This is a genomic window from Lewinella sp. LCG006 (assembly GCF_040784935.1).
In the GTDB taxonomy this organism is placed as follows: Bacteria; Bacteroidota; Bacteroidia; order Chitinophagales; family Saprospiraceae; genus Lewinella.
The window spans coordinates 3,483,719-3,510,697 of the sequence record NZ_CP160680.1; the positions used below are offsets into that span (position 1 = coordinate 3,483,719).

A 26,979-nucleotide genomic window follows, 5' to 3' on the forward strand; every position below is an offset into this window, starting at 1 on the left:
GCGAGCTTATTTTACTGGTGAAACGAATGGTAGACCTAATATATCTGCAGCAACTTTCTGACAAAAAAGCGCATCCTCAGTAGATTGTATATTGAGGTAGAGTTTTTCTCCAGCGTGGTCGGTACTGGTCAGTCGATGGGGCAGTCCCACGGGTGTTTTTCCGGTGAAAACGCCATAGAAGACGCAGGCAGTCAGATAGGTACCCAAAGGGGAAGGATGGCTTTGATCGGGGTCGTACAGTGGAAGGTCAGGCCTTAAACTACGAGCACGTTCCCAAGCGGGGCCCACGGGTACAATCGTTGCGCCACACAAGCGTGCAAGCTCTTCGTATTTTGCGGTGATGGTAGCTTGCATATAGGGGTCAAATGCTCTGGCCCAGGTCATGTAGAGGAACACGCGTGCTCCTTTTGCTTTGATCTCGTTGGCAAACTGTTGGCCGTAATGCAACAAGGTGTCGGGGGCATTGAGGGCCTGCATGCTGAAATCTTGCAACACGACCGCATCGTATGCTCCTTCTCTGATCATGGGCAAGGACTGCAGTTTTTTCTCACCCCGCCAATGTTGAGCCAGGGAAGTGCCGCCACTGGTAGATTGCGAGGTATGGATGCTGAGATCCCGACTTTGAGCCATAGCTGCTACCTGCTGGGGCAAATTCCAGAAATAAGTATAGCTGTTCCCGACAAACAGGACCTTCTCTGGTGCTTGCGCAATGGCGTTGAAGCTTAAAAAGAGAAATGCCGTCGCAAGGACTGCCGAGTGAAAGGCTTTTAACATGATTGGAGATATTCGTTAGGGGGTTCTTTTATTGACGGATAAGAAGTTATCTTTAAGGAAAGAACCATAAATCATACCCGCAAGATAGCAGGTGATATTGGTTTAAAAAAGAATAAAATTTTGTTTTAAAAACTTTTTACAGTATTTTATATCATTTTACACTTTTTTACACACGTTTGAGGCTGCATGGAACAAAGTTTAAAGGATAAATTCATTAAGAAACTGGAAGAGAAATACGGACCTTGGAATAAGTCAACATCCAAGTTCGGGGCCACATCTTTTGGTGTCATTTCACAGGATTTAAGTATCAGTGCCAGCCAGTTTACCAAGCTCATTTACGGTACCGCCACGGAAGGTATGTACCAGCGATCAATAGAGAACATCAATCGTTTGCTGCTGCGAGAATCCATTCGTCAGGAATTGGAAGAAGCGCAGGCTCAAAAGGAAGAGTTGGAGCGTGCGCTGCAAAAAAAGCAACAACAATTAGTTACCAGTCGCAAAAAGCTTCTGCTTTACGTTGTCGGTGCGGTACTAATAGGAGCTTTGTTGACCTATTCGTTGTTACCAAAGTGGAATACGGGAGAGGAAGTGATCGTTTCCGGCAACCATCCTTTAGGGATTTTTTTCGATCAAAATTTTAATGCCAGTTTTAATTCTCCCTATCTGGACATTGCCGAGGTACAGGATTTTTGTCCCTGTAGTGCTTACGAGGGAGTGTGGGGCTTGAGCAATCCCTACAAGCTACCCCTGCCGGGATCACGTCGTCCGGGCCTTTACTATTTAGCCAAAAGTGCAGATGTACGGATGAAGTGTTCCCGCTACGATACCACGAGTCTGGGCCAGGGCTATGTGTTGTCGGCTTATGAGTATTTAATTAACGAAATCTGGCTAGACACAAAAATGACCCCACTGAGTCCGACCTACTTCGACCAGGAAGCCTTGTCCTTTACCCAAGAATTTGAGGAATTGCAGTTTGATGGCAATCCTCAGTTCAAAAAAGTGGCCACCATCCACTCCTTCTTTACCGATAAATTCGAAATATACCCCGATTCGATTGTCCGCAAAGGAGAGCCCTGCGGCCGCTATGCCTCAGATATTGATCAGGAGCTGGCCGCTAAGTATGAGATCGACATCAAATACATTCTCAAAAACGTACTCGGCAACATGACCACCACTCGCTGCTCTTCTACGGCGAATCCTTTTTGCGATCCTAATGATCTAAAAGAAAAAGAAAGCACCCTCTTATTTGATTGTATCTATACCATCAATAATGAAAACCTGGGTATTGGTGGTGGCTATCCTTATCAAAAAGGTTATCTCCTGCAAAAGCAAAACTATGCCGACAATTTGATTTGTGCTTGTGAGTGAGGATATTGATCCTAATTAACGCTTTTGGGGCCATGCCTTCTCCCATCCCGACTTTTCTAGACGGGGACGGGAGAAGGCACCGGCTGTCCGCCGCTCCTTCGTGCAGGGTATGAACCCTGCCCTACGGAGCGGCTCCCATCCCTCGTCCTTAGTCGCTCCGCGCCTCGCTCTTCAGGCTAGGCCTTGCGCCCTACGAGCCACGGTTCGCCCATGCCCCTCGCTGGCGGGGTCGATTCGTAGAATCAGGGGTGGATTCCCCGCTTTCTAATCATGAAATTCCATGCTTACTAAATCCCCTTATAATCCCTCAGATGGTTCAAAAAAAAATCTGTTCGGCGTCGGCTGTGCCTGCGTTGAGGTGTACCCCTCTTTTGTAAACCCCATCACCAATTTTTGTGTTTCATGGTATTAATACCCATTTGCGGATAAGACTCCGCTAAAAAATCATCCCCTCCTTTGGAATACAGATACAATCCCGACCTCCCCATCGTACGCCCCGACTGGCCAGGCAATCCCTATAAAGATGGGGCTTTTCAATACTTGGAAGATCCTTTCTACCCCGAGTTCAAGACCGTTTTTCGGATGCTCCTGACGCCTAACCCACAGCGCAAGGAGAAAAAGGCCGACCAGTGGCGACCAACCATCATGCCAAGCACCGATTGGATCGCTGACAAAGAGCGGGATTTTCTGGTGTGGCTGGGCCATGCCTGTTTTGTGATCCAACTGGGAGGTATCCGCTACATCACGGACCCAGTACTGAATGGAATGCCGCTGGTGCCGCGCTTGGTGCATCCGCCATTTCCGACCACCAAGATTACGGGCGTGGATTATATCCTGATTTCGCACGATCACCGCGATCATTGTGACCAAAAATCACTTCAGCAGCTGTTACAAGTGAATCCCAAGGCGAAAATCTTTACCTCCCTCGGCATGGATCGTACCATCAGTAAATGGATAGGGAATACTCCCGTACAAATGGCGGGCTGGTACCAACAGTTCAAAAGTCCCGATCACGAACCGCAATTGACGTTTTTGCCTACTCGCCATTGGAGTCGCCGCGGCTTGTTTGATTTTAACCAGGTCCTTTGGGGCGCATTTCTCTTTGAGTACCAGGGTAAGCGGCACTACTTCGGGGGCGACAGTGCCTACCACTGGCCTTTTGCCGATACTGGCAAGCACTTCCCTGATATTGATATTGCCATGCTCGGCATTGGTGCCTACGCCCCCGACTACATGATGCAGGGCGCTCACATGAATCCCGAAGAAGCAGTACAAGCCTGGCAGGACATTGGCGCCAAACGCCTACTACCTATGCACTATGGCACCTACGACCTGAGCAACGAACCCGCCAGCGAGCCCTACCGCCGTGTACAAAAGGCGATGGCCGAACGCGAGCGCAGCCATGATTTGATTTTACCGGGGGTGAATGAGGTAGTGTATTTGTAAAAGCTACTTCTTAACCTTCAACCACCCCGCAATGCTGATCCGCGGCCGATTGGGCGCAGCGTGTACCTCGTGCTCCGTTTCATCGCTTTTGAAGAAAACCAGGCGACCGCCCATGGGGTAGACACTCAGGGGGTTGTCGCCGATGTAGAGACTCAGTGAGCCACCATCTTCTGGTTGCCAATTTTCATTGAGATAGAGTACCATGGAAAATCGACGACCCCGGTCGGATTTAAATTGGTCAAGGTGGCGCTTGTAAAAGCTGTTGGGTTCGTAGTAGGCGTAGTGGAATTCGTATTCATTGATGCCGGTGTAGCAGGTGGCGTTGAGATAGGCGATGAAGCGCTCTATTTTTGCAACAAATAAAGCTTCTAGCGGGTTGTTGGAATTTTCGTTGATCCAGTAAATGACATCACCCCGGATTTCAGCGTTTTTTTTGTAGTCGAAATTCCTGCCCACGCCAGCGGGGTACATGAGTCCTGCCTGGTGATAAGCCAGCAGGTTTTCGCGTAAGCCACTAATTTCTTCCGGGGTGAAAAAATCATCACACACCCCGTATTCGTTATTGATAAGTGCTTCAATCAACAGCTCAAATTGCTGTTCTTCGGCTGCTAATCGTGCTTCGTTGACCATGCTTTTTTTGTTTTAGCACAAAAAAAAGCCACCAACCCAGACAGGTTGATAACTCGCGTAATTAATCGGAGATGGACGCCCCGGTTTATTGGGCAAACGTCACTCAAAAATACCGAGCAAAGATACACGCTTTTGCAATGAGATGCAGCATGGTTTTTGCGATCTTGGTAGCCACTTAAATTATTGGAACTTTTTCGTCCATTGAAGTATTTGTGAAAGCGTCAGTAATACCCCCCCCTATGTCGACCACCATACCCCCACGCCTTTGGATTGTTCATCGCCCGGAGACCCATCACGCGCTAATCATTAGGCGCGGACCAGGAAAAGTAACCGGCTTTTTTGGCTGGGATCGGCGTACCAATGAGGTGACGGTAGGGCAATGGATGAAGAGTAAAGTGTACCCTTTTCGGGCAGATATTTCTCCGAAAGGAACTTACGTGATCTACTTTTCGTTGAATGGACACTGGAACTCAGAGACGAAAGGCGCTTATACAGTAGCCAGCTGTTCTGGACCAAGGCTGGACAATTGTTTACGGCACGTTTCAAACAGCACCAAGTTTCCGCACCCGTGTTGGTGCACGATTTTAATGAATACGAATTTGAGGCCTTAGCAGCGCCGTATTAAAGAAATACCATGAATACCGAACTCCTCCTTCACGAAGTTACCTACAAGGCCACGCGCAGCAGCGGCCCCGGCGGGCAGCACGTCAACAAGACGAGCACCCGGGTGGAACTGTATTGGAACCTGGAGGAGTCGCAAGCGGTGAATGAAACCGAACGAGCCCTGCTCCGTACGGCCCTCGAAAACCGCATCAATCGTGAAGGTCAGCTCATCCTCAGTGCCAGTCGTACCCGTAGCCAGTTGAAAAATAAGCGGGAGGTAACGGATAAATTCATTAAATTGCTTGAGCGGAAGGTGCAGCCTCCTATCATTCGCAAGAAAACCCGTACGCCAGCGAGCGTGAAACGGAAGCGGCTGAAAGACAAGCGATTTGCTTCTGAGAAAAAAGCAAATCGGCAGCGGCCGGAGTTTTAAAGGGGGGGAGAGGTTTTTAACATTAAAATGAGCAGGTTATGAAGAACCAGAAAAATCGAATCTTCTTGTTTTCGTTGTTGTTAACAGCGATGATGGTACAAGCTTGTATCGCTACCCAAAAAGCTGCCGTGGAGCCAATGGTTTCTTATCAAACTGACTTGCTACCTATTATGCAAGCAAGTTGTACGCCCTGTCATTTTCCAGAGAATGGGCGAAAAAAAATGCTGGATACTTATGAGGCTACTAAAGAGAACATTGACGACATTATCAGTCGAGTAGAACTGCCTGTAGACGACGAAAAATTTATGCCCTTTAAAAGCAAACGAGCACCACTTACTGTTGCTGAAATTAACCTTTTTAAAACTTGGGTGGCACAAGGGATGGCGGAATAGAAGGCTAGAGGAATATGCGGCGATTGCATTGCCACCCTAATTCTCCAATCTAAAAGATGGGTTGATTACCGCCTAATCACCTTAAACCCAATACCCCTCCCTTGCCCCTGAAAAATCGCCAGATTGATCCACGCCAAGGCAAACTGTTCCAGGAGCTCTACCTTGGAACGGTCACCAAAATCGTAGCAGTTTTCGAACCCGGCGTCTTTCGCTAATTGTACTGCTGTAGCCTTGGCGCTGCTGCTGTCACCGGCCATGAACATGTCTAGTTTTTGGTCGCCGTACGAAGGATTTTGCATGTTCTCAAAACCCGTGGAGTTGAAACATTTGACGACTTCAGCTTCCGTCAAGGCCTCAAATGCGTGGAAAGCGGTGGGGTAGTTTTCAGGTTTGGTGCGTACAGCATTGGTAGCGTCAATCAGTACTTTGTCATTCAAGTCGCCAAAAATAGCCGCCTGTTTTTCCGCAAACTGTGGTGGTGAAGCGACCAAAACGACCTCTGCCGCAGCAATGGCCGCTGGGATAGGGTGTACGGAAGTACGGGCGTTTTCGAGCAATTCTTTCCCCTTGAAATCAGTGGTATCACGAACACCAAGGAAGATGGTGTGCCCAGCCTTGGACCACTGGCTGGCCAATGCACCACCCACATTGCCAGTGCCGATAATCGCTATTTTCATTTTCTTTTGCTGTTTTAATATTATTCTTTTGCAAACCTAGGTTCTATACCTATCTTTCAAAAGATACTAATTAATAAGTATGTTACTCTCTTTTAGAAAGTATACTGATTATCAAATACTTAACCGATGCCGGATTTTTTATACCAGGGTAAAATCTATTACAATCCTGTAGAATTTGCCATGGATAGGGTAGGAGGTACCTGGAAGATGCCGATCCTTTGGCGGCTAAAAGACCAGATATACCGCTATGGGGAACTCAAAAAGTCACTAGCTCATATCTCTGATAAGATGCTCACATCCCAGCTACGCGAACTAGAGGCAGATGGCTTTGTCCATCGCAAGGTATATCCTGTCATTCCCCCAAAGGTAGAATACAGTATTACGGAAAAGGGCAAACTTGTTATCCCCGTCTTGGAAACCATTAGAAATTTTGGCATTCAATTGATGGCAGAGAATGGGATCGATACGGAATATTACGAGTAGTTTCACCAGCAGAGAGGGCACTGCGTAGTCCAAATTTGATTCGTATTTTCTACGACTAAGGAACTGAAGTCGGTGTTACGGAATGCTCCGATTTTTTCAATCTTCGGCAAACAAGACAAAATCAGCTTTTAGCCAAGGTAGACGGGCACACAAAAGCCGTCAGCGGCAAATCAGCAGCGCCAAAATCGGAAAAGTTGGCCTGAACATTTACGAGTTCTTGAAATCCACGAGCTTTTAAGATAGATGCTGCCACCGTAGAACGGTAACCACTACGACAATGCAGATGGTAGGGCTGATCGCGCTGAATTTCGTGCATGTGTGCATTGATGAAATCCAGTGGGAAGTTTTGACTGTTTTCCAGTTGTTCGGCTTCCCATTCGGAGGGCTTTCGTACATCCAGGACGTTCAACCCAGGTTGCTCCTTGAAGCGTTTGGCAAAGGTTTTTAGGTTGATTGTTTCAATGGTATCGACCTCTTTACCTGCGGCGATCCAGGCGGGAATGCCACCTCGGAGATAACCAAGCGCATTGTCGTACCCTACCCGCGCGAGGCGCGTGACGGTCTCTTCCTCACGGCCTTCGGGTGCAACGATCAGGATGGGTTGTTTCAGATCGCTGACCAGGGCGCCTACCCAAGGTGCAAAGCTTCCATCAAGACCAATGAAAATGGCATTAGGGACAAACCCTTTGACGAATTTTTCCTTGCTGCGCACATCCAGGATGAGTGCACCATGTTCGTTAGCAGCAGCTTCAAAAGCCGATGGCGATAAGGCTTGGGCGCCTCGCTGCATCACTTGGTCTATAGCATCATAACCAGTTTTGTTGAGCTTGGCATTTTTTGCAAAATACTGGGGCGGAGGCAACAAACCATCGGTAACTTCTTTGATGAACTCCTCTCTGCTCATATCCGCTCGTAAAGCGTAGTTGGTTTGCTTTTGTTCGCCGAGGGTACTCCAGGTTTCCGTACTCATGTTTTTTCCACAAGCAGATCCGGCTCCGTGTGCAGGATAGACGATGACTTCATCGGGGAGGGGCATAATCTTGTTGCGTAAGCTGTCAAACAACCATCCAGCGAGGTCTTCCTGCGTAATACTCCCTTTTTTCTGCGCCAAATCCGGACGACCAACATCACCGATGAAGAGCGTGTCTCCCGTGAATATAGCGTGTTCTTTTCCATTTTCGTCGAGTAAGAGATAGGTTGTACTTTCTGGCGTATGGCCTGGGGTGTGTAGTACGCGAATGGTCAGCTTGCCTACCTGAAATTCCTCACCGTCTTTGGCCAGGTGTTTTTCGTATTTGGTGGCTGCTTCCGGGCCGTAGACGATGGTCGCCCCTGTTTTCTGCGCCAAATCAAGGTGACCGGAGACAAAGTCGGCGTGGAAGTGTGTCTCCAGGATATATTTTATCTTGGCACCACGTTCCTCAGCCCGTTGCAGATAGGGCTTCGTTTCCCGTAAAGGGTCAATCACAGCAGCTTCTCCTTCACTTTCGATATAGTAAGCACCTTGTGCCAGGCAGCCGGTGTAGATTTGTTCGATATACATAGCCTTAGTAATTTGACGGAAATAAATGGAGTTGTCTCTTGATTTTCTTCCTTTGACAAAACGCGTCACCTTCACAGAAAGTTGGCTTTATTCCAATTCCACTTCCCGATAAGGTACTTTAGGGAGTTGAAAGTATTGCAAAGGTAAGTCTTCGTTTTTGATGAAAAAAGGCGCAAAGGGTACATTCAGGTAAAGATCGGGTTCGTCGAAATGCCCTTCCAAATCGCCACGCTTGTCTGCTAGGTAGATACTGCGGCTAGCACTTGGGCCTTCGAGGGAGGAAAGCAGTAAGGTCTCACAGCTCATTGCCCAACCAATCCATAGTTTTTCGTAGTTGAAATTATCCAGATAAGCCACTGCTTTTGGGTGTTCGGGGCTGGTGTGCTGCGACAGGGCATTTTCGAGATAAGTTAGTCGATGCTGAAAAAAGACTTTGCTATCATTGATTCTGGCCAAACTGAAGATCAACAGGAAGGCTACTGTCAGGGTCATCCACCATTGACGTTGCTGCCCCCAGTGGAAGGCTAGCGGAAGTGCCCAGATGACGCCTAAATGCACCAGGTAGCCATCGAGCATGATGAGTATTTTTGAGCTCAGATAAGCGTGCATCACAATGATGATACCAAGCAGAACCAGAAAGCTCAGACTAAGATAGAGTGCCGTGAAAAAACGCTTGCTAACAACAAGCAAAACGAGGCTCAGCAGAAAAACAATAAAAGGAAAGGCGTATTGACTATCAAAATAAGAAGAGATGACCTCAGCAATATAGTAGTCGTTGTAGTTCTCCAGGACCTTCCAGGCTTCAGCCAAACGATCTGCACGATCTGCCTCGTAAGCATTTCGTTCCACGAAAACAAAGGAGAAAAGTAAAAGCACCCCCGTGTAAAGACTGATGATCCAAAATCGAAGGTTTTTCCACTCCTTTTGGAAGATTAGCACAAACCCTAAGCAAATGATTGTAGTAATGGTAATGAAAGGGTGAGCGGTGTGCAATAAGCTGGCGATTCCAATGCCAATAAGCACGTCTAGCCATGCGCTTAAATTGCTAAACTTATCCTTGGGCTTGGTCAGCCAACCCATCAGTAAAGCCAGGTAGACAATAGAAAGCACAACTTCGCCAACTGGCCCATAAAATTTGTAGCGCATACATAATCCCAACGAGAGGGCTAGAAACAGCCCGGCCTGTGGGTTCTTAAAAAGATACACAAGGATATTGTAAGCCGCGTAGTAAAACAAAATAAAGCCAGCAGAATAGGCCATCAAAACGGCTTTCAACGACCAGCCAAGTTGGATACCCAATAATGGGAACAATTGAGGAAGATAACTGATGGAGCGATGATGCCCGGTGAAAAAATCTTCATGAACAATAACTTTAAAGGCATAGTATGCACTGTCCATCGCCAACATCCGCTCTTGGTAAAACAGCAGACTCATGAGCAACATCACACCAAAGAATAGATGCCCCATCAAATGCCAGGGCCACTCCGTCGATTTTTTTTGCTTAAAAGGGAGTAAAAAAGATAGGTTACGCATTGAATTTTGTCGTGAATCTGGACGCAAAGTTAATTTTAATTAACTTTTCTACCTCCTCCTTTAACGAGACGGTAAATACTAGTGATTTAACTTACAATTATCTTTGCCCTGAAATTTTTAACTGCTTAAAACCATAACCAACCATGAAGAAACTATTTCTCTTAATCGCTATTGCAGCTTTGTTTACTATCGACCTTAGCGCTCAGACCCAGTACAAGATCGTAACGGTGGTCGAATCCATTGTGCCAGCAGGGCTCGGGCGTTCTAGAATCATTGAAGAAACCAATGGCGCAGACGCAGGAGCAGCAACTACTTCTCGTACCGAAGGCACCGATAGCAATATGGATAATGTGCGCCGCAGGGACCTGAAAGTAGATAATTTTGAAGAAACCAAGCTGCTGAATTTCTTCAGCCTGGGAGGGATCAATTTTCAGAACATTGCCTCTAACGATGCTTTGATTACCGACAAACTGAATACCCTGACGGCAGAAGGATGGGAGCTGGCTTTTGTGACCAGTGGTGTAGAAAGTTCAGCTGGTGGCGATGATGGCGAAGGTATTTTTATTACCCGCTTTGTGTTTAAAAAGTAGAGGGATTTCTGGCAGTTGGCATACCTATGGCAAAGTCCAGCAAAGTCTTTTTAAAGCGGAAAGCAAAAGTAGGAAATCGAAGGTAATTCGATTTCCTACTTCTATTTTAGTAGAGAACTGATTCCTAAGTTTGCGATCCCTCTACCTTCTACTTCAAGGGCTCGAAGTAGCCCAGGTCTTTCTGCCAATTTTGCTAAGCAGCCTTGGTGTGTGGCTGAATATTCGAACGCTTAGCAGCTTTTGTTGCTTCTGCTTTGGGCTTAACTCCCAATCCTAGCATTACGGATAAGAAAATAGGTAAACCCAATGCTGCTAGCCAGTACTGACCGATAAAAACACCTAAAATAATAACGGCCATCATGAGGAAGAAACGCAGGATGATCGTAGAAACACTGATGCTAAAGAATTCCATGGTATTGTGATTTATAGGTTACTTATTGCGTTGGTACAAATTTAGCGCAGCAGCACAAGCCCTTTTCTGATCTTCGTCAGTGCTGATGAGTGATTTTTGTCATTTACACCTACCCTTTTTATTTTTCTACCATTTCCTTCCTGATTTTCACTATTTTAACCGAAATTTGTTACTCAAAGGAAGGATGAAAAGTGAATTTTTTGTTTTTCGATCCTTTCATAATTGTCTAAACTCAGCTTAGACCATCCATTTGCCAAACCGATTTGATCCCATGAACTACACGCAAAACGTCCATCCCGATGGTGCCCTCCTTTGTGGCGCCTGTCATTTTCAGGTACGTCTTTTCCATCTGATTTCTAGCAATGATATTGCTTAACGCTGGCCCTTCTGGTGCTGATGGTAAGCCTGATACTGAAAAGAAAGCCGATTTCCTTTCTATTGTAAACCCGAAAATTGACCCAAAAAGCTGCTCTATGGCGCTACGATATACTCCCGTCGTTTTTTCTGCTGTCCTCAGTCTTTTACTGTTCTCAGCTTTTGCTACTCCCATTCCCTTATCACATACTGCTGCCTACTTAGTGCCGGTATTTGTCGATCCTGTTCCTGACGATGTCTCCGTTCCTTGCATTGACGATGTGCCAATGCCCGTAGATCTGACGGCCAATGATGGCATGGGTGGAGCTGATTTTGAAGTAAGCCCTGTCGATACACCCGATGCAGGCATGATTGATCCCTGTACTGGTGGCGTAATCGTTCGCTCCTGGACAGCTATGGTAGGGATGGAGTCGACAACCGTTTCCCAAAACATTACGATCCTCCCCGATGAAGCGGCCCCCATGGTGAACTTACCAGTCATCAATGATACGGTGGCTTGTGAATTGGCACTCCCCTCGGCACCCAATAACCCTGATCGCTTCGATGTGTGGATCAGCTCCCTGCGGGTAGCAGTCAGTACCAATGCGGCAGACAACTGTAGTGGACCCATTATGATCGATGATGACAGTAGCAATACTTTTACCGATCCTTGCGGGAGCAGGCTGGTGACCTTTACCCTCAGTGACCAATGCGGAAATACCAGCGAGTACATGGCTACCTACACGACCATTGATACCATCTCTCCGGTACTGGTTGGTGTGCCCGGAAACCTTAATCTCAGCTGTGACCAACCCGTTCCCGATCCACCTGTGGTGACGGTGACGGATAACTGTACACCCAATTTAGTACCTACCTATTTACCCAACTCCAGTCAGGTGCTCGATGGGAGCTGCCAGGAATACGAGTACAATATTTTAAGAACCTGGGTAGTCAGCGACTCTTGTGGTAACTCCAGTGTAGCTACCCAGTTTATCCGTATCACGGATGAGATACCTCCCGCTTATACTGCACCACCTGACATTACCATCTCTTGTACGACCGATCCGCTGGATCTGACGATTACCGGCGACGTAACGGATGCTGTTGATAACTGTTCATCAGAGGTAGAGATACAATTTACCGATCAGGTGACCCCCGGAACTTGTGAAGACGAAGCAACGATCACTCGCCTTTGGCGTGCGACCGATGTGTGTGGGAATGTTTCCGGTAAGGTGCAAATTATCAATGTGGCTGATCTGCAAAGCCCTTCTTTCAACGTGCCACCAGACATTACGGTGGATTGTAGCCAGGCCGATGATCTTAATATTACAGGCGTACCTACCAACGTGATGGATGATTGTGATCCCAATCCAGATGTAGATTTTACCGATGATATCTTCCCGGATACCTGTCCAAATAATTACCTGATTCGGCGTAAATGGAAAGCAACTGACCGCTGTGGACAGTTTACGGAGGTGATTCAGGAAATAACGGTTGTCGACCAGCAAGCCCCCGTATTTGTCGAAGATCCCGAAGACTTTCTGATTTTCTGTGCGGTAGATACCGAAGCAGAATTGGTCTTCAACGAATGGATCCTCAACAACGGAAACGGTACGGCTTCAGACAACTGTACCCTGCCCGAAGACATTACTTGGGTCGCTTACAACAGCGGCACCACCGACGAACCCAGCCTGGAATTGGTGTCCTGCCCCACCGGGCCCGATCAAATTGTTCAGCGGCAGGATATCGACTTCATCATTTTCGATGAATGTGGTTTGAGTGACACCATTACGGTTTCGTTTACGGTGCTCGACCAATTGGCCCCAACGATTACGGACTGCCCTTCTGATGTTGTGATCGCTACCGATCCTGGAAGCTGTACGGCAGAAACCACTTTAATGCCGCCGGTAATCATTGACGAGTGTTCCCTGAATATGGACACCATCATGCTCTCTGCGTCCGCTACCCTGACCTCGCAGGCTGCTCCTGGCCAAGAGGGAGAAGTGGTCGTAGATCCTGTAGACTTGGATTTGGTAATTCCCAATCAACTGCCTATCAACGTCAACGGAGTGGCCAACTTAATGATCAGTTTGATCATGGTTGATGGTGAAGCGCCGGAGGAATTCTTCCGTGTTTACGGTGAGGATGGTACCCTTTTGGGGCAAACCAACAATACGGCTACGCAGTGTGGTGATGGGGTGACCCTTTTTCCGTTGACCATTGAACAACTTAATAGCTGGTCCGCTGACGGGGTGATCAGTATTCGCCTTGAGCCCAATATTCCCATGGGGCTGGCCCAGCGTTTTGCCATCAACGCCAATTGCCCTGGTGGCAGCATGGTACAGGCTGAGTTGGATTTTGTTATCAACGAACTAAGAGGCATCTCTTATCAGTATAGTATTGATGGCGGCAACCGTATCACCGTAGCTCCTATCGCTCCCGTAGATGTGATGTTGGATCAAGGAGAACACTTGATCAGGTATTTTGCTATCGACTGTGCCGGAAATATTGATTCTTGTGATTATTCCATCACGGTGGCAGATATGCAGATGCCGGAAATCAGCTGCCCAATGCCCATAACGGTCGCAGTAGAAGCAGATTCCTGCCAGAAAACGCTTACGCTCCCAGTACCCTTGGGAGCCTTGGATAACTGTGATGTTTATGCGAGGTACGAACGAACCCTGCCAGCTACTCAAGGTGAAGCGTTCTTGCGCTTTTTCCGTGACCCCAACCTGAACGATTACCTTCCCCAAGGCCGGGTGCTTGCTTTTGATGATGTGGCGGCAAATGTCTTCAGTGATGTTACGATGACCATCGACCTCCAGGGAGATTTCAATACCAATGGCGCCTTTGTGACCATCCTCGGCGATGACGGAAGCACGCTGGTAACAACAAATGTTGGTATCGCCAATTGTATGACTCCCGGTCAGATAACCGTCAATATTCCAGCAGCTACCTTTAATACCTGGGCTGCGGATGGCTTGGTAAACATAGAGATTGTGCCCAACGACATCACCGTTCCTCCCGGGGTCTTGGGAGATGGCATAAATCCTTGTAATCCGGGCATCGTCACCATGGATGGTGACCGGGATAGCATCAGCTACATCACGGCTACTTTGCAGTACGACCAGTTGCTTTCTAGCTACTATGCAACCGGCGCAACACCACTGCCACAGAGTACTTTCCCCAGCCCTTCCGGCCAAATAACCGCTACTTTCAATGTGGGTACTACCGAGGTGTTTTACCTCATTGAAGACCAAGCGGGCAATGCAGATACTTGTTCCTTCAATGTAAATGTGGAAGATGTTACGCCTCCTACGGTGCTCTGTCAGCCTACCAACTTGTTTATCAATCCTTCCGGACTGCAAGTAGAAGTAGTGAATGCCACCGATGTAGACGCTGGCAGCTTTGATAACTGTGGCGTGATTGACAGCCTTTGGCTTACGCCTAATGTTTTTGATTGCTCCCAGGTAGGACAAATCATAAATGTGACGCTGAGTGCGCGCGATGCTTCTGGGAATATCGGTACCTGCCAGACCATCGTAGGTATTGCACCTGACGGCCCAGTACCTACGGCCAACTCTGGTCTTTGTGGTGGTGATACGCTGTTTTTAGTTGCCAATCCTCCGGCACCAAACCCCAGTGTTTATACTTATCAGTGGTTTGGACCAACAGGGATGGCTCTCTCTCCGGCGGGCCCCAATCCCGACCTGATGATCACGGGGATCAATAGCTCCAACGAAGGCCCCTACCGGGTCAGGATTACCGGACTTACGGGCTGTACCGCAGAAGGTGTCGTCAATGTGAATATCGAAGACTTACCATTAACTCCTCAGCTCCAGGTAGCCAGCAGCTTATGTAGTGATGAACCGATCTTACTGCAAACCCCTGTGGTGCCAGCAGGCACAAATGTGCAGTTTTATTGGTACGAAGGAATAGCACCAAACGGCACCTTACTGGGAACCAGCACCCAGCCCATGTTTTCTGTGCCCGGGCCGCATCCCTTGGGGATACGACGATTTTACATGAAAGTAGAGGCGAACGGATGTCTATCAGCAGCCTCAGCAGGGCAACAAATTACGGTCTTCCAACGCCCTACGGCAGTAGTAACCTATACCGATACCTTGGTTTGTGCCCAGGAAGTGATTGCACTTGGCGTCAGTCCGCAAAGCAATGCCACTTATTCCTGGACGGGCCCAAATGGTTTCTCCGCTAATGTACAGTTTCCCAATACGCCTGTTCTAACTGCGGGTGGAGCTGGATATTATTTTGTTCAAGTAAACAGAGGTCTTTGCGTTTCAGCGCCTGATTCTACCCTGGTGACGGTGAAACCACGACCTGCGCAGCCTACCATTGCCAGCAATTCGCCGGTCTGTGCTGGTGTGCCTTTGGTGTTACAAACCAGTTTTACAGGTGCGAGTAGTTATCAATGGAGTAGAAACGGAGGGTTCCCTACCACTACTACCACTCCTTCGCTCACTATTCCTGAGGCTTCAGCAACACATCAAGGCAACTGGACCTTGACAGTCATCGTCAATGGCTGTTCTTCACCGGTTTCCCAAAGTATCAACGTTATTGTTAATCCTGCTCCGGTAGCATCAGCTTCGGCCAGCCCCGAGCCTGCCTGTCAGGGAGATAATGTAACCTTGAGTGGCTTCAGCACCGTAGCCGGATCATCGTACCAGTGGAGTGGCCCCAATAACTACAGCCGTAGTATTCAAAATCCGGTGATCAATAACATCACCCTTTCCCGTGCGGGTACTTACGAGGTGACGGTAACTACGGGAGCAGGTTGTGTAGACAGCGCTACCGTAGAGGTCAACGTGCTTGACAATGTAGGTATTACTGGACTCAGTGATAATGTTCCCGGCTGTGTGGATGTTGGTTTCGACCTGGTCATCACCGCGTCGACCTTTCCCGAAGATGATGGTGATTTTACTTACCACTGGCAAGTGCCTGGAGATCCGGTGCCGATTATTACCATTGAGCCTTTCTTGAATATTCCTAATGTGACGGACGAAGATGACGGAGTATATGTCTTGGATGTATTAACCGCCGAAGGTTGTTCTTCCGGGACGGAATCCATTACGGTCGACTTGAATTTTGTGCCTCCTCAATTGACCCAACCCGTTACCATTTCGGGGGAAACGAGCTTCTGTGAAGGGGAATCCTTCACGCTGATAACCTCTGCGGTACAGGGTACCGATGTGACCTATTTCTGGAATACCCCATTTGGAAATAATATTCCTACCAGCAGTAATATGCTGGTGGTCCCTCCTGCAAATGTGGGGGATAGTGGCAACTACCAGGTATATGTAGTACGCCAGGGCTGTGCTAGTAGCCTCTCTCCGCCAAGAAATATCACGGTTAATCCTATTCCCAATGTGACCCTCACCAATAATTCGCCTGTTTGTGCGGGTGATGTGATCTCGCTGCAAAGCACGTTTTATCCTGGAGGAACTTATTCCTGGAGTGGTCCCAGTGGTTTTGGAACAGGGATCATTGCCCATAATCCGGTGATCAACAACGCCGATTCGCTTACTCATAGCGGAACTTACCGCGTGGTGGTAGAGCTTGCAGGGTGTGTCTCTGATACGATTAGTACTAATGTGCTAGTGCGCAACCGCCCTCAAGTGCCGAGTATTTCCCATGATATGAATATTTGTTTGGATGACCCCGATGCCGTACTTACCTTATCTATTGGAAATATGACCACTGTGCCGGGAGCCAACTACCTCTGGTATACAGGAGCGGGAGGAGAGACCCAGATTGGCGGGCCCAGCCCTGAGCTGATGCTGGAGGTAACGGACTTTGATCTTTTTGCTGGCGGAGGTATTTTCCCCTTCTATGCTCGTACGGAAGTGAATGGTTGCCGCTCATCATTGTCAAACCCTACCCAGGTTCGTTTTGATACGATTCCGATTAATATGGCTTTTGCCGGGATAGATACCACGGTGTGTTCTGGACAATTTGTACTCCAGGGAGCAGTTCCTACGGTGGGTACCGGGATGTGGAGTTTGATCAGCCCGTTGAACCCTCCTGGGTTTGCTTTAGCTAATCCTGATGCTGCCAACTCCATTGTGAGTGGACTCTCAACTGCCAGCGATCCTTACATCTTGCGTTGGACACTTTCCAATGGTGCTTGCCGCAATTACTCTTTTGATGAAGTGACCTTGAATGTGATCAATGCGGAGCAAGCGAATGCCGGACAAGATTTGTTGGTTTGCGAAGACGAAATCATCATTCTAGAAGGTACTCCTCCAGGATCAGACTGTACAGGAAGATGGGTGCAGGATATGACTCAAGAATCACTTGGAGTCGTCATCGTTGACCCCACCGATCCTAACACGGAAGTGCTTGGTTTAGCACCAGATAACTTCTACTTCTTCCAATGGGAGATTGATTGTGTTTGTGGGATGAGTACGGATGTTGTTGCGGTGAACGTAAGTGACCCCGTTACCAATGCTGGCCCGGACCGGATCGTTTGTGATGATCTTAATCAGGTGACTTTGGTGGGCGAAGAACCCACCCTGGGCAGTACGATTCGCTGGTATTCTCCAGATACTGATTTGGTTATCAGTGGCGTCACCTCAGCAACACCAACGATCAGCAACCTGAAGGTCGGCCAAAACACCTTGATTATGGAGGTAGACCAAGGTTTCTGTGGACCTTCTTCCCGCGATACCACTATTGTGCTTTACAAGCTTCCTCCTGTCCTCACTGATGATGTCGTAAGCGTTGACTTTGGCGGTGAAGCAGATATTCTTCCCTTGGGCAATGACATAGTACCTCCAGGTACGACGGTGTCCATCATTAGCGGGCCTTTCAGTGGAGAAGCCAGCTTAGTGAACCCTGAACTTGTTCATTACATAGCACCTGCAAACTTTGTAGGGACGGATGAGTTGATCTATGCCGCTGTTAGCGAAGGCTGTGCATCAACTACCGCAGTCATTAGCTTTGTGATTGGTGATGGGGTAGCCTGCCAAGTACCTTCGATTTTTACGCCGAATGGCGATGACTATAATGATAAATTTGTGATTCCTTGTCTTTTAGACAAAGAAGCTTATCCCCAAAGTCAGGTGATCATCTTCAACCGTTGGGGAGACGAGGTATATCGTTCGGGTACGCCATACGACAGCAGCTGGGATGGTACTTATTCCGGCGAAGAACTGCCTGTGGATACCTATTTTTATGTTGTTGATCTGGGCGATGGTTCCGAACCAATGGCCGGTTATGTGATGATTCAGCGATAGCAATTCCCAAAAACGCCCTTGGTAAGGAAACTTTCCGTACCAAGGGCATCGAAAAAATGATCAGACGGAAATTAAGCTTCTTCCTGATCGGCAAAATTTAAACAAAATGCGCAAACTATACTTTGCCATATTCCTTTTACTGAGCAGTAGCAGTGTTTTGCTGGCTCAGCAGGACGAACAATTTACCCAGTTTATGTACCATAAACTGGGCTTCAATCCTGCTTATGCAGGAATGCAAGAGACCCCTACCTTCACCGCCTTGGTACGGCAACAGTGGTTGGGTCTGGAAGGAGCCCCTCAATCACAGCTGTTGACATTTAACATGCCCCTTACGGCATCAGGTATCGGATTGGGGGCCAATATTTCGCGTCATAGCATCGGTGCAACAGAACGCCTGACGGCAGATATTTCTTACTGTTACCGCTTTAATCTTGGACGTGGTGGCCGCATGGGCATCGGCTTATCCAGCTCGGTACGGATGCTACAAGTGAATTTTGATGAAACAACCTCTACGCAGCCACGTGAAGGAGATCCTTCGATTCCTACAGGCAAGCAAAGCAAGGCACTCCCAAATTTTGGCACGGGTATTTACTACAGCAACCAAAGCTTTTATGTGGGTTTTAGTGCGCCTCGGTTGCTGACCAATAACATTGACTTTGCTGATGAAGGCACGGTGATTTCCAGAGAGGTACCTCATTATTACATGATGGCTGGTGCATTGATAAGCTTAGGTGAAAAAATACAGATGCAGCCTCAGTTTTTACTGAAATATGTAGCAGGAGCACCTTTTGATGGTGACATTAATTTAAACTTTATTTTTAGTGAAACCGTATATAGTGGTGTATCTTACCGCTTAGGAGGCTCGAGCGTTACTGGTATTGGAGAATCAGGAGCGATTCTGCTAGGGATGCAATTCAGTGACCAATTTATGTTTGGAATGTCTTATGATTATACCCTTTCCGAACTGAAAAATTACTCAAGTGGCTCCATTGAGGCGGTAATCCGCTACGGTATTGGAGGCCGATCACGTAGTGGAGAAATACTGAGTCCAAGATTTTTTTAAAGCATTAATGCTTTAATATTAATGACACGATGAAAAAAAAGAACCTAAAAGGGCTGGTTTTATTATGGCTGATCAGCACAGTCGTGGTGTATGCTCAACCTGTTTCTGAGTATAATCATACCGGGCAGGAGGTTCGTATTTTTAATACCAGTCCAGTAAATACAGATGGACTGGAGTTTTGTCCCGCAGTGTATGAAAATGGGCTGGTTTTTGTCTCCCGCTATAAGAACGGACCAGTTGATCCTAAGACCGGGCAGACCTTTTTTGAACTGTTTTATGCGGAACTGGACCCCAATGGCATGCCCGGTAAGCCGGAATCTTTTTCCACAGAACTAAATTCGGCCTATCACGAAGGGCCCGTCTCTTTCAGCCCTTCTGGTGATCGTATATTCTTTACCCGTACCAATTCTCGCAATGGTGTGCGCCGCTCCGATGCCAAAGGGCGCTCCGTAGAGAAAATCTACGAAGCAACCAGAGGTTTGTTTGACTGGGAAAATGTAAAAGAACTTCCCTTTAATAGCGATGAATACCGTAGTGTCCACCCGGCAATTTCTCCCGACGAGAAAAAACTTTTCTTCTCTTCTGACCGTCCCGATGGTTACGGTGGGATGGATTTGTACGTTGTGGAATGGGAAAATGGGCAATGGTCTGTTCCCATAAACTTAGGCCCGGAAATAAATTCCAGCGGCAATGAGGTCTTCCCTTTCTTCCATCAAAGTGGAACCCTCTTTTTCTCTTCTGATGGCCACAATGGAGGCGGCCGCAAAGATTTGGATCTTTATATGATTGATATGTCTGGCCGTAAATGGGGACAGGTATTCAATATGGGTGCTCCTTTTAATTCTTCAGCAGACGATCTGGGCCTGGTAATCTTACCTGATGGCCGTAGTGGTTATTTCTCTTCTGCTCGGGAAGGAGGCTTCGGGCAGGACGATGTTTATATGTTTAAAGCGCCTCAGGGTATGGAGGGAATTCGCCCAATGCCCGTTCTCAGTGGGGTGGTAACGGTGACAGATAAAACGACCAGCCGCCGAATGATAGGTGCCGCCATTCGCCTTTTTGAGCTAAATAAAGATGGTTTCATTGATGATGAATCCGCTTATGACCTGGAGCTGGTTCCTAGCGAAAGCAAAGACGGAGAGATGGTCATGAAAATGATCCGCAAGCGAGATGAAAACCTGGGTAGCCCAATCGCTGTTACCGACCGCGAAGGGGAGGCCGTTTTGCAATTGCAAGAAAACAAAGAATACCTCTTACTGATTTCTAAGCCTGATTATTTTACCCAAGAATTGCTTTTTAAAACAGATCAACTCGGCCCTGATCAGCCCTTAGATTTTCTTCTGGAACCTACCAATTGTATTATCCTTTCCGGAACCGTGCGTTCGGATCGCTTTCAAATCGCTATTCCCAGTGCAACCCTTACGTTGACCAATCTGTGCGACAACACAACCACTACTTACCGTAGCAATATTGGGGGCAATTATGAGATTTGCTTGCCCATCGGTTGTGATTATGTTCTGGAAGGCACCAAGCCCGGCTATGAGCCTGGAGCAACCAGGGTGACGACAGTGCGCCTGCGCGGGAGCCGTTCTTTGAGCGCGGACTTGATGATCCACCCCACTTCCGATGCCATCCTCAGAGAGCCGATAAAAGAGGGGACCGTCATTGTTTTAGAAAATATTTATTACGATTTCAACAAATCTGCCATTCGCAAAGGAGCTGCCCAGGATTTGGAAGCTTTAGGGCAGTTGATGAATCTCTACCCTAGTATGCAGATTGAGCTGGGCGCTCACACAGATAGCCGGGGTACCGATGAGTACAACCTTGATTTATCACTACGTCGGGCCCAATCGGCAAAAGAATTTCTCATTCAGCGTGGCATCGCAGCCAATCGTATCCGTACCGTCGGTTATGGCGAAACACAGCTTCGTAACCACTGCGCGGACGGAGTCAATTGTAGTGATGCCGAACATTTGCTCAATCGCCGGACAGAGGTGAAAGTGCTCAATATCAATGAGCGAGTCAAGGTTTCTTACGAGGATGATTCTAATTAAGCTCAGCTATGCAGCGCATCCTTTGGTCGGATACAATTAATTTTATTAAGAAGCTAAAGTGGCGCAAAATTTGGAATGCGCTGCTCGTTTTTGCCAGTTATTATCTCAGTCGATGGACCGGCAAGCCACGTCAATGGGGATTGCCATTCACTATTAATTTTGAACCTACAACGGCTTGTAACCTAAGATGTCCGGAGTGCCCCAGTGGATTGCGTCAGTTTAGTCGGCCTACCGGTAATTTGAAAGCAGATTTTTTTCGAAATACCCTTGATGATCTCGCGGAACACCTGCTGTACCTTATCTTTTATTTTCAAGGAGAGCCATACATCAATCCTGCTTTTCTGGATATGGTTAAGCATGCCCATGACCGCAAGGTGTATACGATCACGTCTACAAATGGCCATTTTTTAAATGATGCAAATGCCGAGAAAACAATCCGATCAGGTCTGGATCGCCTTATTGTATCGGTCGATGGTACAACTCAAGAGGTTTATGAGCAGTACCGTAAAGAAGGAAACTTAACCGTTGTATTACAAGGTATTCGCAATGTAGTGAAGTGGAAAAAACAACTGAACGCTTCTACGCCTCACATTGTCCTCCAGTTTTTAGTAGTAAAGCCCAACGAACATCAGGTGCCAGCCATCAGACAAATGGCTGCTGATTTAGGGGTTGATGCCATCTCTTTTAAGACTGCGCAGGTGTATGATTACGAATTTGGCAACCCGCTGTTACCAGAAGCCGAGGGGCTGCGCAGGTATCGGCAGTTACCCGATGGCCGTTATGAACCAAAGGCACAACTGCATAACCATTGCTGGAAACTTTGGCATGGTTCCGTCATCACCTGGGATGGCCTGGTGGTTCCTTGCTGCTTTGACAAAGATGGGGAACATCGACTAGGGAACCTCAAAGAAAATTCTTTTCGGGAGATATGGCAGGGAGAAGCTTATCAGCAATTTCGGCAGCAGCTGTTTACCGGAAGAAATCAAATAGATATTTGCACAAATTGTACGGAGGGATGCAAGGTTTGGTTACAACCGGATTAAAATTTTGTAAATTCATTTTTTTTAAATAAATTTGCCAGTGCAGACGTATTGTCGAAAAAGCAGGGAGTTTCTTGCCACCTATTGACGTTTCTAAGTTGCACTATATATAAAAGCAGTAGGGTTTCATTCGGGAATCCCTCTCCCTTCTGGAATTAATACGCGAGTATTTACTGATACGGAAAACATTATGTGGGCTTATTTGGGTAAGGGATAGCACTGCCACTAAAGCTATTTTAGGAGCAACATTCCCATCGTCCACCTGGTTTTGGATAAAACAAAGTAACTTATAAATAGCAGCAGGGGTCATGGAGTATACGGTGATTATTCTGGGGAGATTAGAGTTTGCGAATACCCGCAGTATTCAGCAAGCCACCAAGGTTATTGCGCACCTTTTAGAAACGCGTTACAAAAACGAGGTTCGTTATCGAGATGCTAGCGAATTGCTCGACGAAGAAACCTGTTCTTTAACGGTTCCTCGAGAGAAATTCAATAGCTCAGAAAAAATGTGGACGAATACCCTTCATCTATTGAAAAAAGCTGCCGAATTTTCGATTGCTGGAGATATCAATATGTGGAAAGTATTGGATGGCGAATTGCAAGATTACCAATGTATTGAGCCGAATAGTGATAAAACTACGGTGCAAGCTTTTCGCGAAGGGCGATCACTGATCGTAGACGGTAAATTAGATGCCGCCCTTGAAAGTCTTTCCCTGGCGATCAAGCGTTTTTCTCGCCATGCCCAGGCCTTGGAACGCAGAGGTTTCGTTCATTACCTGCAAGGAAATACGGATAAGGCAATGGCTGATTATGCGGCGAGCATTGAAGCTGATAGTAAGCGCCCTGATGCTTATCTAGGAAGAGCAAGGGTATATATTGATCAAGAGAATTGGTCAGCAGCTCTTGATGACCTTACGGACAGCATGAAGCATTCTATGCCTCACCATAATGTTTATTTGGAAGCCCTCCACCGTAAAGGCAGATGTTTAATGGAAATGGGAGAGAATAGCAAAGCCATTGCTTCGTTCAATTTTTTCCTGACGCGCCCATTGCTAGAGGATCATCCACAGTTTATCTTTCGCCGGCAGGTAGCTTTTGATAAAGGCCGTGCCTTAAGTGCTGATGGGAAGATGGAAGAAGCGATCAAGTGTTTCAATGAATCCATGAACCTACCTCCTCGCGAAGGGAATCCTATCCAAGCCGAAATTCTCCTTCACCGTGGTATTGCCATGCAGAAAAGTGGGAAAAAAGGGTTTAAAGAAAGCTGGAAGCAAGCCGCCGATGAGGGCTCCAAGCGTGCTGCGGAGTTGTTGGCGGAGATGGCGTAGGATTTATTTCATCTTTGTGAGTATTTTCTACTATTGTGGCCTGTCAAACATAGAAGTGATGTTTGACAGGTCACTTGCTTTTTGAGCCAGAGAAGGCACCGGGCCATCCGCTCTGCTGCATAGCGTCTAATTTCAAACCTGACCTTACGGAGTAGCTTACGGTCTTGTCCTTATCCCCGATGAAAGATCGGGGTCAGAGCCTCTCTCTTGCGCACTCAATTATCCACGACAACAGCTGCCCGGTTTCTGGGTGCAAAATACTTGTAAAGGCCCTGATCTCCCAACCATTTTGAGCCAACTCCTTCTCCCAGTCCTCACGAGTGCGGTAATACCACGGAAAGGGAGCCGGGTATTTTGTCTTCATACTTCGCCAATCTTCGGTTCGCCAGCCAGAGGGTTCTTGCTCAAGGAGGCCAATGGTTTGAATGAGCAGATGACCATTCGGATGGAGGACTTGATTCAGTTGTTTCAGTAATGCAAAAGTGGCTTCGTCTTCAAACAAGGCAAAGTTGAAGACGATCAAATCAAAAGGTGCCCAGGGAGGGAGTTTTCCTTGACGAATAGCTTCATAGTCAAAACAAGCGTACTGTGGGCCTCCTGCTTTTTTAGTAGCATTTCCCACAAGACTGTCCACGCCATCAATGCCAATGACGGTGCGTTCTGGAGCGTAGACCGCACGGCTCAGCCATCCTTCTCCGCAGCCAACATCAAGGACGCGCTGCGGGTGATGGGTTAGAATGGCCTCTACGATAGCAGCATTGGTGGCTACTAGCCGGGAAGCGATCTCGTTTTGGTCAATGCTGCTTATCCAGCTCTGGCTATTGGTTTGCCAGGACTTCAGGATGGTAGCAGAAGATGGGTGGTCCGTCATCATTCAAGATTTATTTTCGTTAATTCAATCACCCCACAGCCCTCAAGGACTTCTTCCAAATGCTGAAAGTCTAGCTAATTTGCAGCACACTCAAAAGATATCTTGCGAAAATAAACTTTGGGTAGGACATAAAACGTTGTTTGCACAGCAAAACTACAATAGAACTAATCTTACCCAAATGCTTCGATTAATTTTCATCATTAGTATTTTCTCTTCTTTTCTGCCGGGTACCTCGCTCCAAGCCCAGGATTACGTTGTCAGTGAGAAATTGGATAAGCGTTCGAAGAAGCTGATGGAAGAGGCAGAAGCTTTGGTGCGTCGGCAGCAATTTGACAATGCTATAGCTACTCTGAATACTATACTAGCACGCGAACCCAAAGCCATTGATGCCCTTATTTTGCGGGGTGATATGTACTACAGTAAGAAAGAGCTGGCATTGGCGGAACGTGATTTAGAAGCGGTACTAGCCATGTCAATGGATTATAAACCCCGACTAATCTACCAACTGGGTTTGGTGGAATACGGTTTGGAAAAATACGAGGAAGCAGCAGCACATCACCGCGCTTATTTGTTGCGAGCAGATGGGCATGACCGCTACCACGAACGGGTAGAGAAATACCTCAGAAATGCCGAGATAGCGGCAGAATTGCGGCGAAATCCCGTGCCTTTTTCACCCGAATCAATGGGGCCGTCTATCAATACCCCAGGCAAAGAATATTTGCCCGCTTTTTCGGCGGATGGCCGTTATCTGGTGTATACGGTGAATTACACCGGACGCGAGGATTTTTACTATAGTGAGTTGAAAGAAGATGGTACCTGGAGCAAAGGACAAGCCCTGACGGGAGTTAATACGGTAGAAAATGAGGGCGCACAGAGCATGTCGGCGGATGGTCGCCTGCTCTATTTCACGGGCTGCAACTGGCCAGATAGCTACGGCAGCTGCGACTTGTATTACGCCCGGCGGGAAAAAGGGCAGTGGGGCAACCTTCGCCACGCGGCGCCACCCATCAATAGTGAGCATTGGGATACCCAGCCCAGCCTTTCGGCGAACGGGGATTATTTGTATTTTACCAGCACCCGTCCCGGAGGCTTTGGTGGCAGTGATATCTGGCGCTGCAAGCGGGGACTAGATGGCCGCTTTGGTAGCCCTGAGAACCTCGGGCCAACCATCAATACGGAGGGTAATGAGCAATCTCCTTTTTTGCACGCCGATGGGCAAACACTTTATTTTGCTTCTGATACCCACCCGGGACTCGGGGATTTCGATATTTTTATCAGTCGTATGCTCCTGGACGGATCGTGGGGAGAACCGAAAAATATAGGCTATCCCATCAATACTTCTTCGGGAGAAGGTACACTAGTCGTAAGTTTGGATGGAAAAAAGGCTTACTATACCACCGACCAGAATACGAAAGAGGGGAAACCTTTAGATCTTGATATTTACCAGTTTGACCTCTACTGGGAAGCTCGCCCTCAACCTTTGACTTATGTAGAGGGACGTGTGCTGGACGCTCAAACCGACGCAGTTATTGAAGGTGCCGATGTACTGATTACCGCGGAGGGGAAAACCACCACCTTCGCTCAGGTCAGAACACTGGACGATGGTACTTTCCTGATTGTGCTGCCAATGGGCGAAAACTATGCCCTTGAAGCCAGTCGCGAAGGGTATTTGTTTTACTCCGACCGGTTTGAGTTGGCGGGCGCATTCGATCGGGAGAAGCCCTATAGATTGTCCATCCCTCTGCAGCCAGTTCCAGAAGAATTGTCCGTCAATGGCGAGCAGCCCATCGTACTGAAGAACGTACTTTTTGTCTCTGGTTCTGCCGAGCTGCTTCCTATGTCTGAAATGGAGCTGAATCGTTTAGTGCAGTTGTTGAAGAATCACCTAAAGTTGAATATCAGGATCAATGGCCATACGGATAATGTAGGGGATGATACGGCCAACCAGGTACTGAGCGAAGCCCGGGCCAAGTCCGTTTATAATTATTTAATCAAGCAAGGGATTGCTGCGGAGCGATTGAGTTATAAAGGTTTCGGCGAAAGCCAGCCCATCGCTGAAAATGATACGCCCGAAGGCCGCAAGCTGAATCGGCGGACGGAGTTTGAGGTGATCAGTTTGGGAGAGCAGTGAG

At 47.6% G+C, this 26,979-nt stretch carries 19 protein-coding genes; 12 read left to right on the forward strand and 7 right to left on the reverse strand.

Translation table 11 applies throughout. From position 1 onward, the window contains the following. Positions 1-6 precede the first annotated feature (6 nt). Complete coding sequence (locus AB0L18_RS12440; RefSeq protein ID WP_367392917.1) at positions 7-774, reverse strand: SGNH/GDSL hydrolase family protein; 768 nt, start codon at positions 772-774, stop codon at positions 7-9. Positions 775-960: 186 nt separating this feature from the next. Here AB0L18_RS12440 and AB0L18_RS12445 point away from each other — a divergent pair, with 186 nt between their 5' ends. Continuing rightward, complete coding sequence (locus AB0L18_RS12445; RefSeq protein ID WP_367392918.1) at positions 961-2,142, forward strand: hypothetical protein; 1,182 nt, start codon at positions 961-963, stop codon at positions 2,140-2,142. 456 nt (positions 2,143-2,598) lie between these two features. Beyond that, positions 2,599-3,588 carry an MBL fold metallo-hydrolase gene (locus AB0L18_RS12450; RefSeq protein ID WP_367392919.1) on the forward strand — a complete coding sequence of 330 codons (990 nt, stop codon included), beginning with the start codon at positions 2,599-2,601 and terminating at the stop codon, positions 3,586-3,588. 3 nt (positions 3,589-3,591) lie between these two features. Here AB0L18_RS12450 and AB0L18_RS12455 read toward each other — a convergent pair whose 3' ends face one another. Next, positions 3,592-4,218 (reverse strand): 2OG-Fe(II) oxygenase, encoded by a 627-nt coding sequence (locus tag AB0L18_RS12455; protein ID WP_367392920.1) that lies wholly within the window; start codon positions 4,216-4,218, stop codon positions 3,592-3,594. A gap of 634 nt (positions 4,219-4,852) precedes the next feature. Between AB0L18_RS12455 and arfB the strand changes: the two genes are divergently transcribed. Continuing rightward, positions 4,853-5,254 (forward strand): alternative ribosome rescue aminoacyl-tRNA hydrolase ArfB, encoded by a 402-nt coding sequence (gene arfB, locus AB0L18_RS12460; RefSeq protein WP_367392921.1) that lies wholly within the window; start codon positions 4,853-4,855, stop codon positions 5,252-5,254. Positions 5,255-5,292: 38 nt separating this feature from the next. Next, on the forward strand, positions 5,293-5,646 hold the full coding sequence (locus AB0L18_RS12465; protein ID WP_367392922.1) for a hypothetical protein: 354 nt from the start codon (positions 5,293-5,295) through the stop codon (positions 5,644-5,646). Between the two features lie 65 nt (positions 5,647-5,711). Here the strand turns inward: AB0L18_RS12465 and AB0L18_RS12470 are convergent, their stop codons facing one another. Beyond that, positions 5,712-6,323 (reverse strand): NADPH-dependent F420 reductase, encoded by a 612-nt coding sequence (locus tag AB0L18_RS12470; RefSeq protein WP_367392923.1) that lies wholly within the window; start codon positions 6,321-6,323, stop codon positions 5,712-5,714. Between the two features lie 126 nt (positions 6,324-6,449). Between AB0L18_RS12470 and AB0L18_RS12475 the strand changes: the two genes are divergently transcribed. Continuing rightward, positions 6,450-6,806, forward strand: a complete 357-nt coding sequence (locus AB0L18_RS12475; RefSeq protein WP_367392924.1) for a winged helix-turn-helix transcriptional regulator — start codon at positions 6,450-6,452, stop codon at positions 6,804-6,806. Between the two features lie 121 nt (positions 6,807-6,927). Here AB0L18_RS12475 and AB0L18_RS12480 read toward each other — a convergent pair whose 3' ends face one another. After that, a complete protein-coding gene (locus AB0L18_RS12480) occupies positions 6,928-8,349 on the reverse strand; it encodes a rhodanese-like domain-containing protein (protein ID WP_367392925.1) in 1,422 nt (473 codons plus the stop codon). A gap of 87 nt (positions 8,350-8,436) precedes the next feature. Beyond that, positions 8,437-9,882 carry a hypothetical protein gene (locus AB0L18_RS12485; protein WP_367392926.1) on the reverse strand — a complete coding sequence of 482 codons (1,446 nt, stop codon included), beginning with the start codon at positions 9,880-9,882 and terminating at the stop codon, positions 8,437-8,439. A 143-nt stretch (positions 9,883-10,025) separates the two neighbouring features. Between AB0L18_RS12485 and AB0L18_RS12490 the strand changes: the two genes are divergently transcribed. Then, positions 10,026-10,472 (forward strand): hypothetical protein, encoded by a 447-nt coding sequence (locus AB0L18_RS12490; protein ID WP_367392927.1) that lies wholly within the window; start codon positions 10,026-10,028, stop codon positions 10,470-10,472. Between the two features lie 193 nt (positions 10,473-10,665). On the opposite strand, the gene AB0L18_RS12495 is transcribed toward AB0L18_RS12490, so the two are convergent. Continuing rightward, positions 10,666-10,884: a hypothetical protein gene (locus AB0L18_RS12495; protein ID WP_367392928.1), complete on the reverse strand. Its 219-nt coding sequence runs from the start codon at positions 10,882-10,884 to the stop codon at positions 10,666-10,668. A gap of 473 nt (positions 10,885-11,357) precedes the next feature. Between AB0L18_RS12495 and AB0L18_RS12500 the strand changes: the two genes are divergently transcribed. From AB0L18_RS12500 to AB0L18_RS12520, 5 genes are all read left to right on the forward strand, one after another. Beyond that, the gene (locus AB0L18_RS12500) at positions 11,358-18,491 is read left to right on the forward strand and encodes a gliding motility-associated C-terminal domain-containing protein (protein WP_367392929.1); all 7,134 of its coding nucleotides are present in this window, start codon (positions 11,358-11,360) and stop codon (positions 18,489-18,491) included. Positions 18,492-18,597: 106 nt separating this feature from the next. Further along, positions 18,598-19,554 (forward strand): type IX secretion system membrane protein PorP/SprF, encoded by a 957-nt coding sequence (locus AB0L18_RS12505; protein WP_367392930.1) that lies wholly within the window; start codon positions 18,598-18,600, stop codon positions 19,552-19,554. Positions 19,555-19,583: 29 nt separating this feature from the next. Next, positions 19,584-21,608, forward strand: a complete 2,025-nt coding sequence (locus AB0L18_RS12510) for an OmpA family protein (RefSeq protein ID WP_367392931.1) — start codon at positions 19,584-19,586, stop codon at positions 21,606-21,608. An 8-nt stretch (positions 21,609-21,616) separates the two neighbouring features. After that, complete coding sequence (locus AB0L18_RS12515) at positions 21,617-22,651, forward strand: SPASM domain-containing protein (RefSeq protein WP_367392932.1); 1,035 nt, start codon at positions 21,617-21,619, stop codon at positions 22,649-22,651. 305 nt (positions 22,652-22,956) lie between these two features. Beyond that, complete coding sequence (locus AB0L18_RS12520) at positions 22,957-23,976, forward strand: tetratricopeptide repeat protein (protein WP_367392933.1); 1,020 nt, start codon at positions 22,957-22,959, stop codon at positions 23,974-23,976. A gap of 193 nt (positions 23,977-24,169) precedes the next feature. On the opposite strand, the gene AB0L18_RS12525 is transcribed toward AB0L18_RS12520, so the two are convergent. After that, positions 24,170-24,850 carry a methyltransferase domain-containing protein gene (locus AB0L18_RS12525; RefSeq protein ID WP_367392934.1) on the reverse strand — a complete coding sequence of 227 codons (681 nt, stop codon included), beginning with the start codon at positions 24,848-24,850 and terminating at the stop codon, positions 24,170-24,172. Positions 24,851-25,025: 175 nt separating this feature from the next. On the opposite strand from AB0L18_RS12525, the gene AB0L18_RS12530 reads away from it, so the two are divergent. Beyond that, positions 25,026-26,978: an OmpA family protein gene (locus tag AB0L18_RS12530; RefSeq protein ID WP_367392935.1), complete on the forward strand. Its 1,953-nt coding sequence runs from the start codon at positions 25,026-25,028 to the stop codon at positions 26,976-26,978. The last annotated feature ends 1 nt before the right edge of the window (position 26,979 follow it).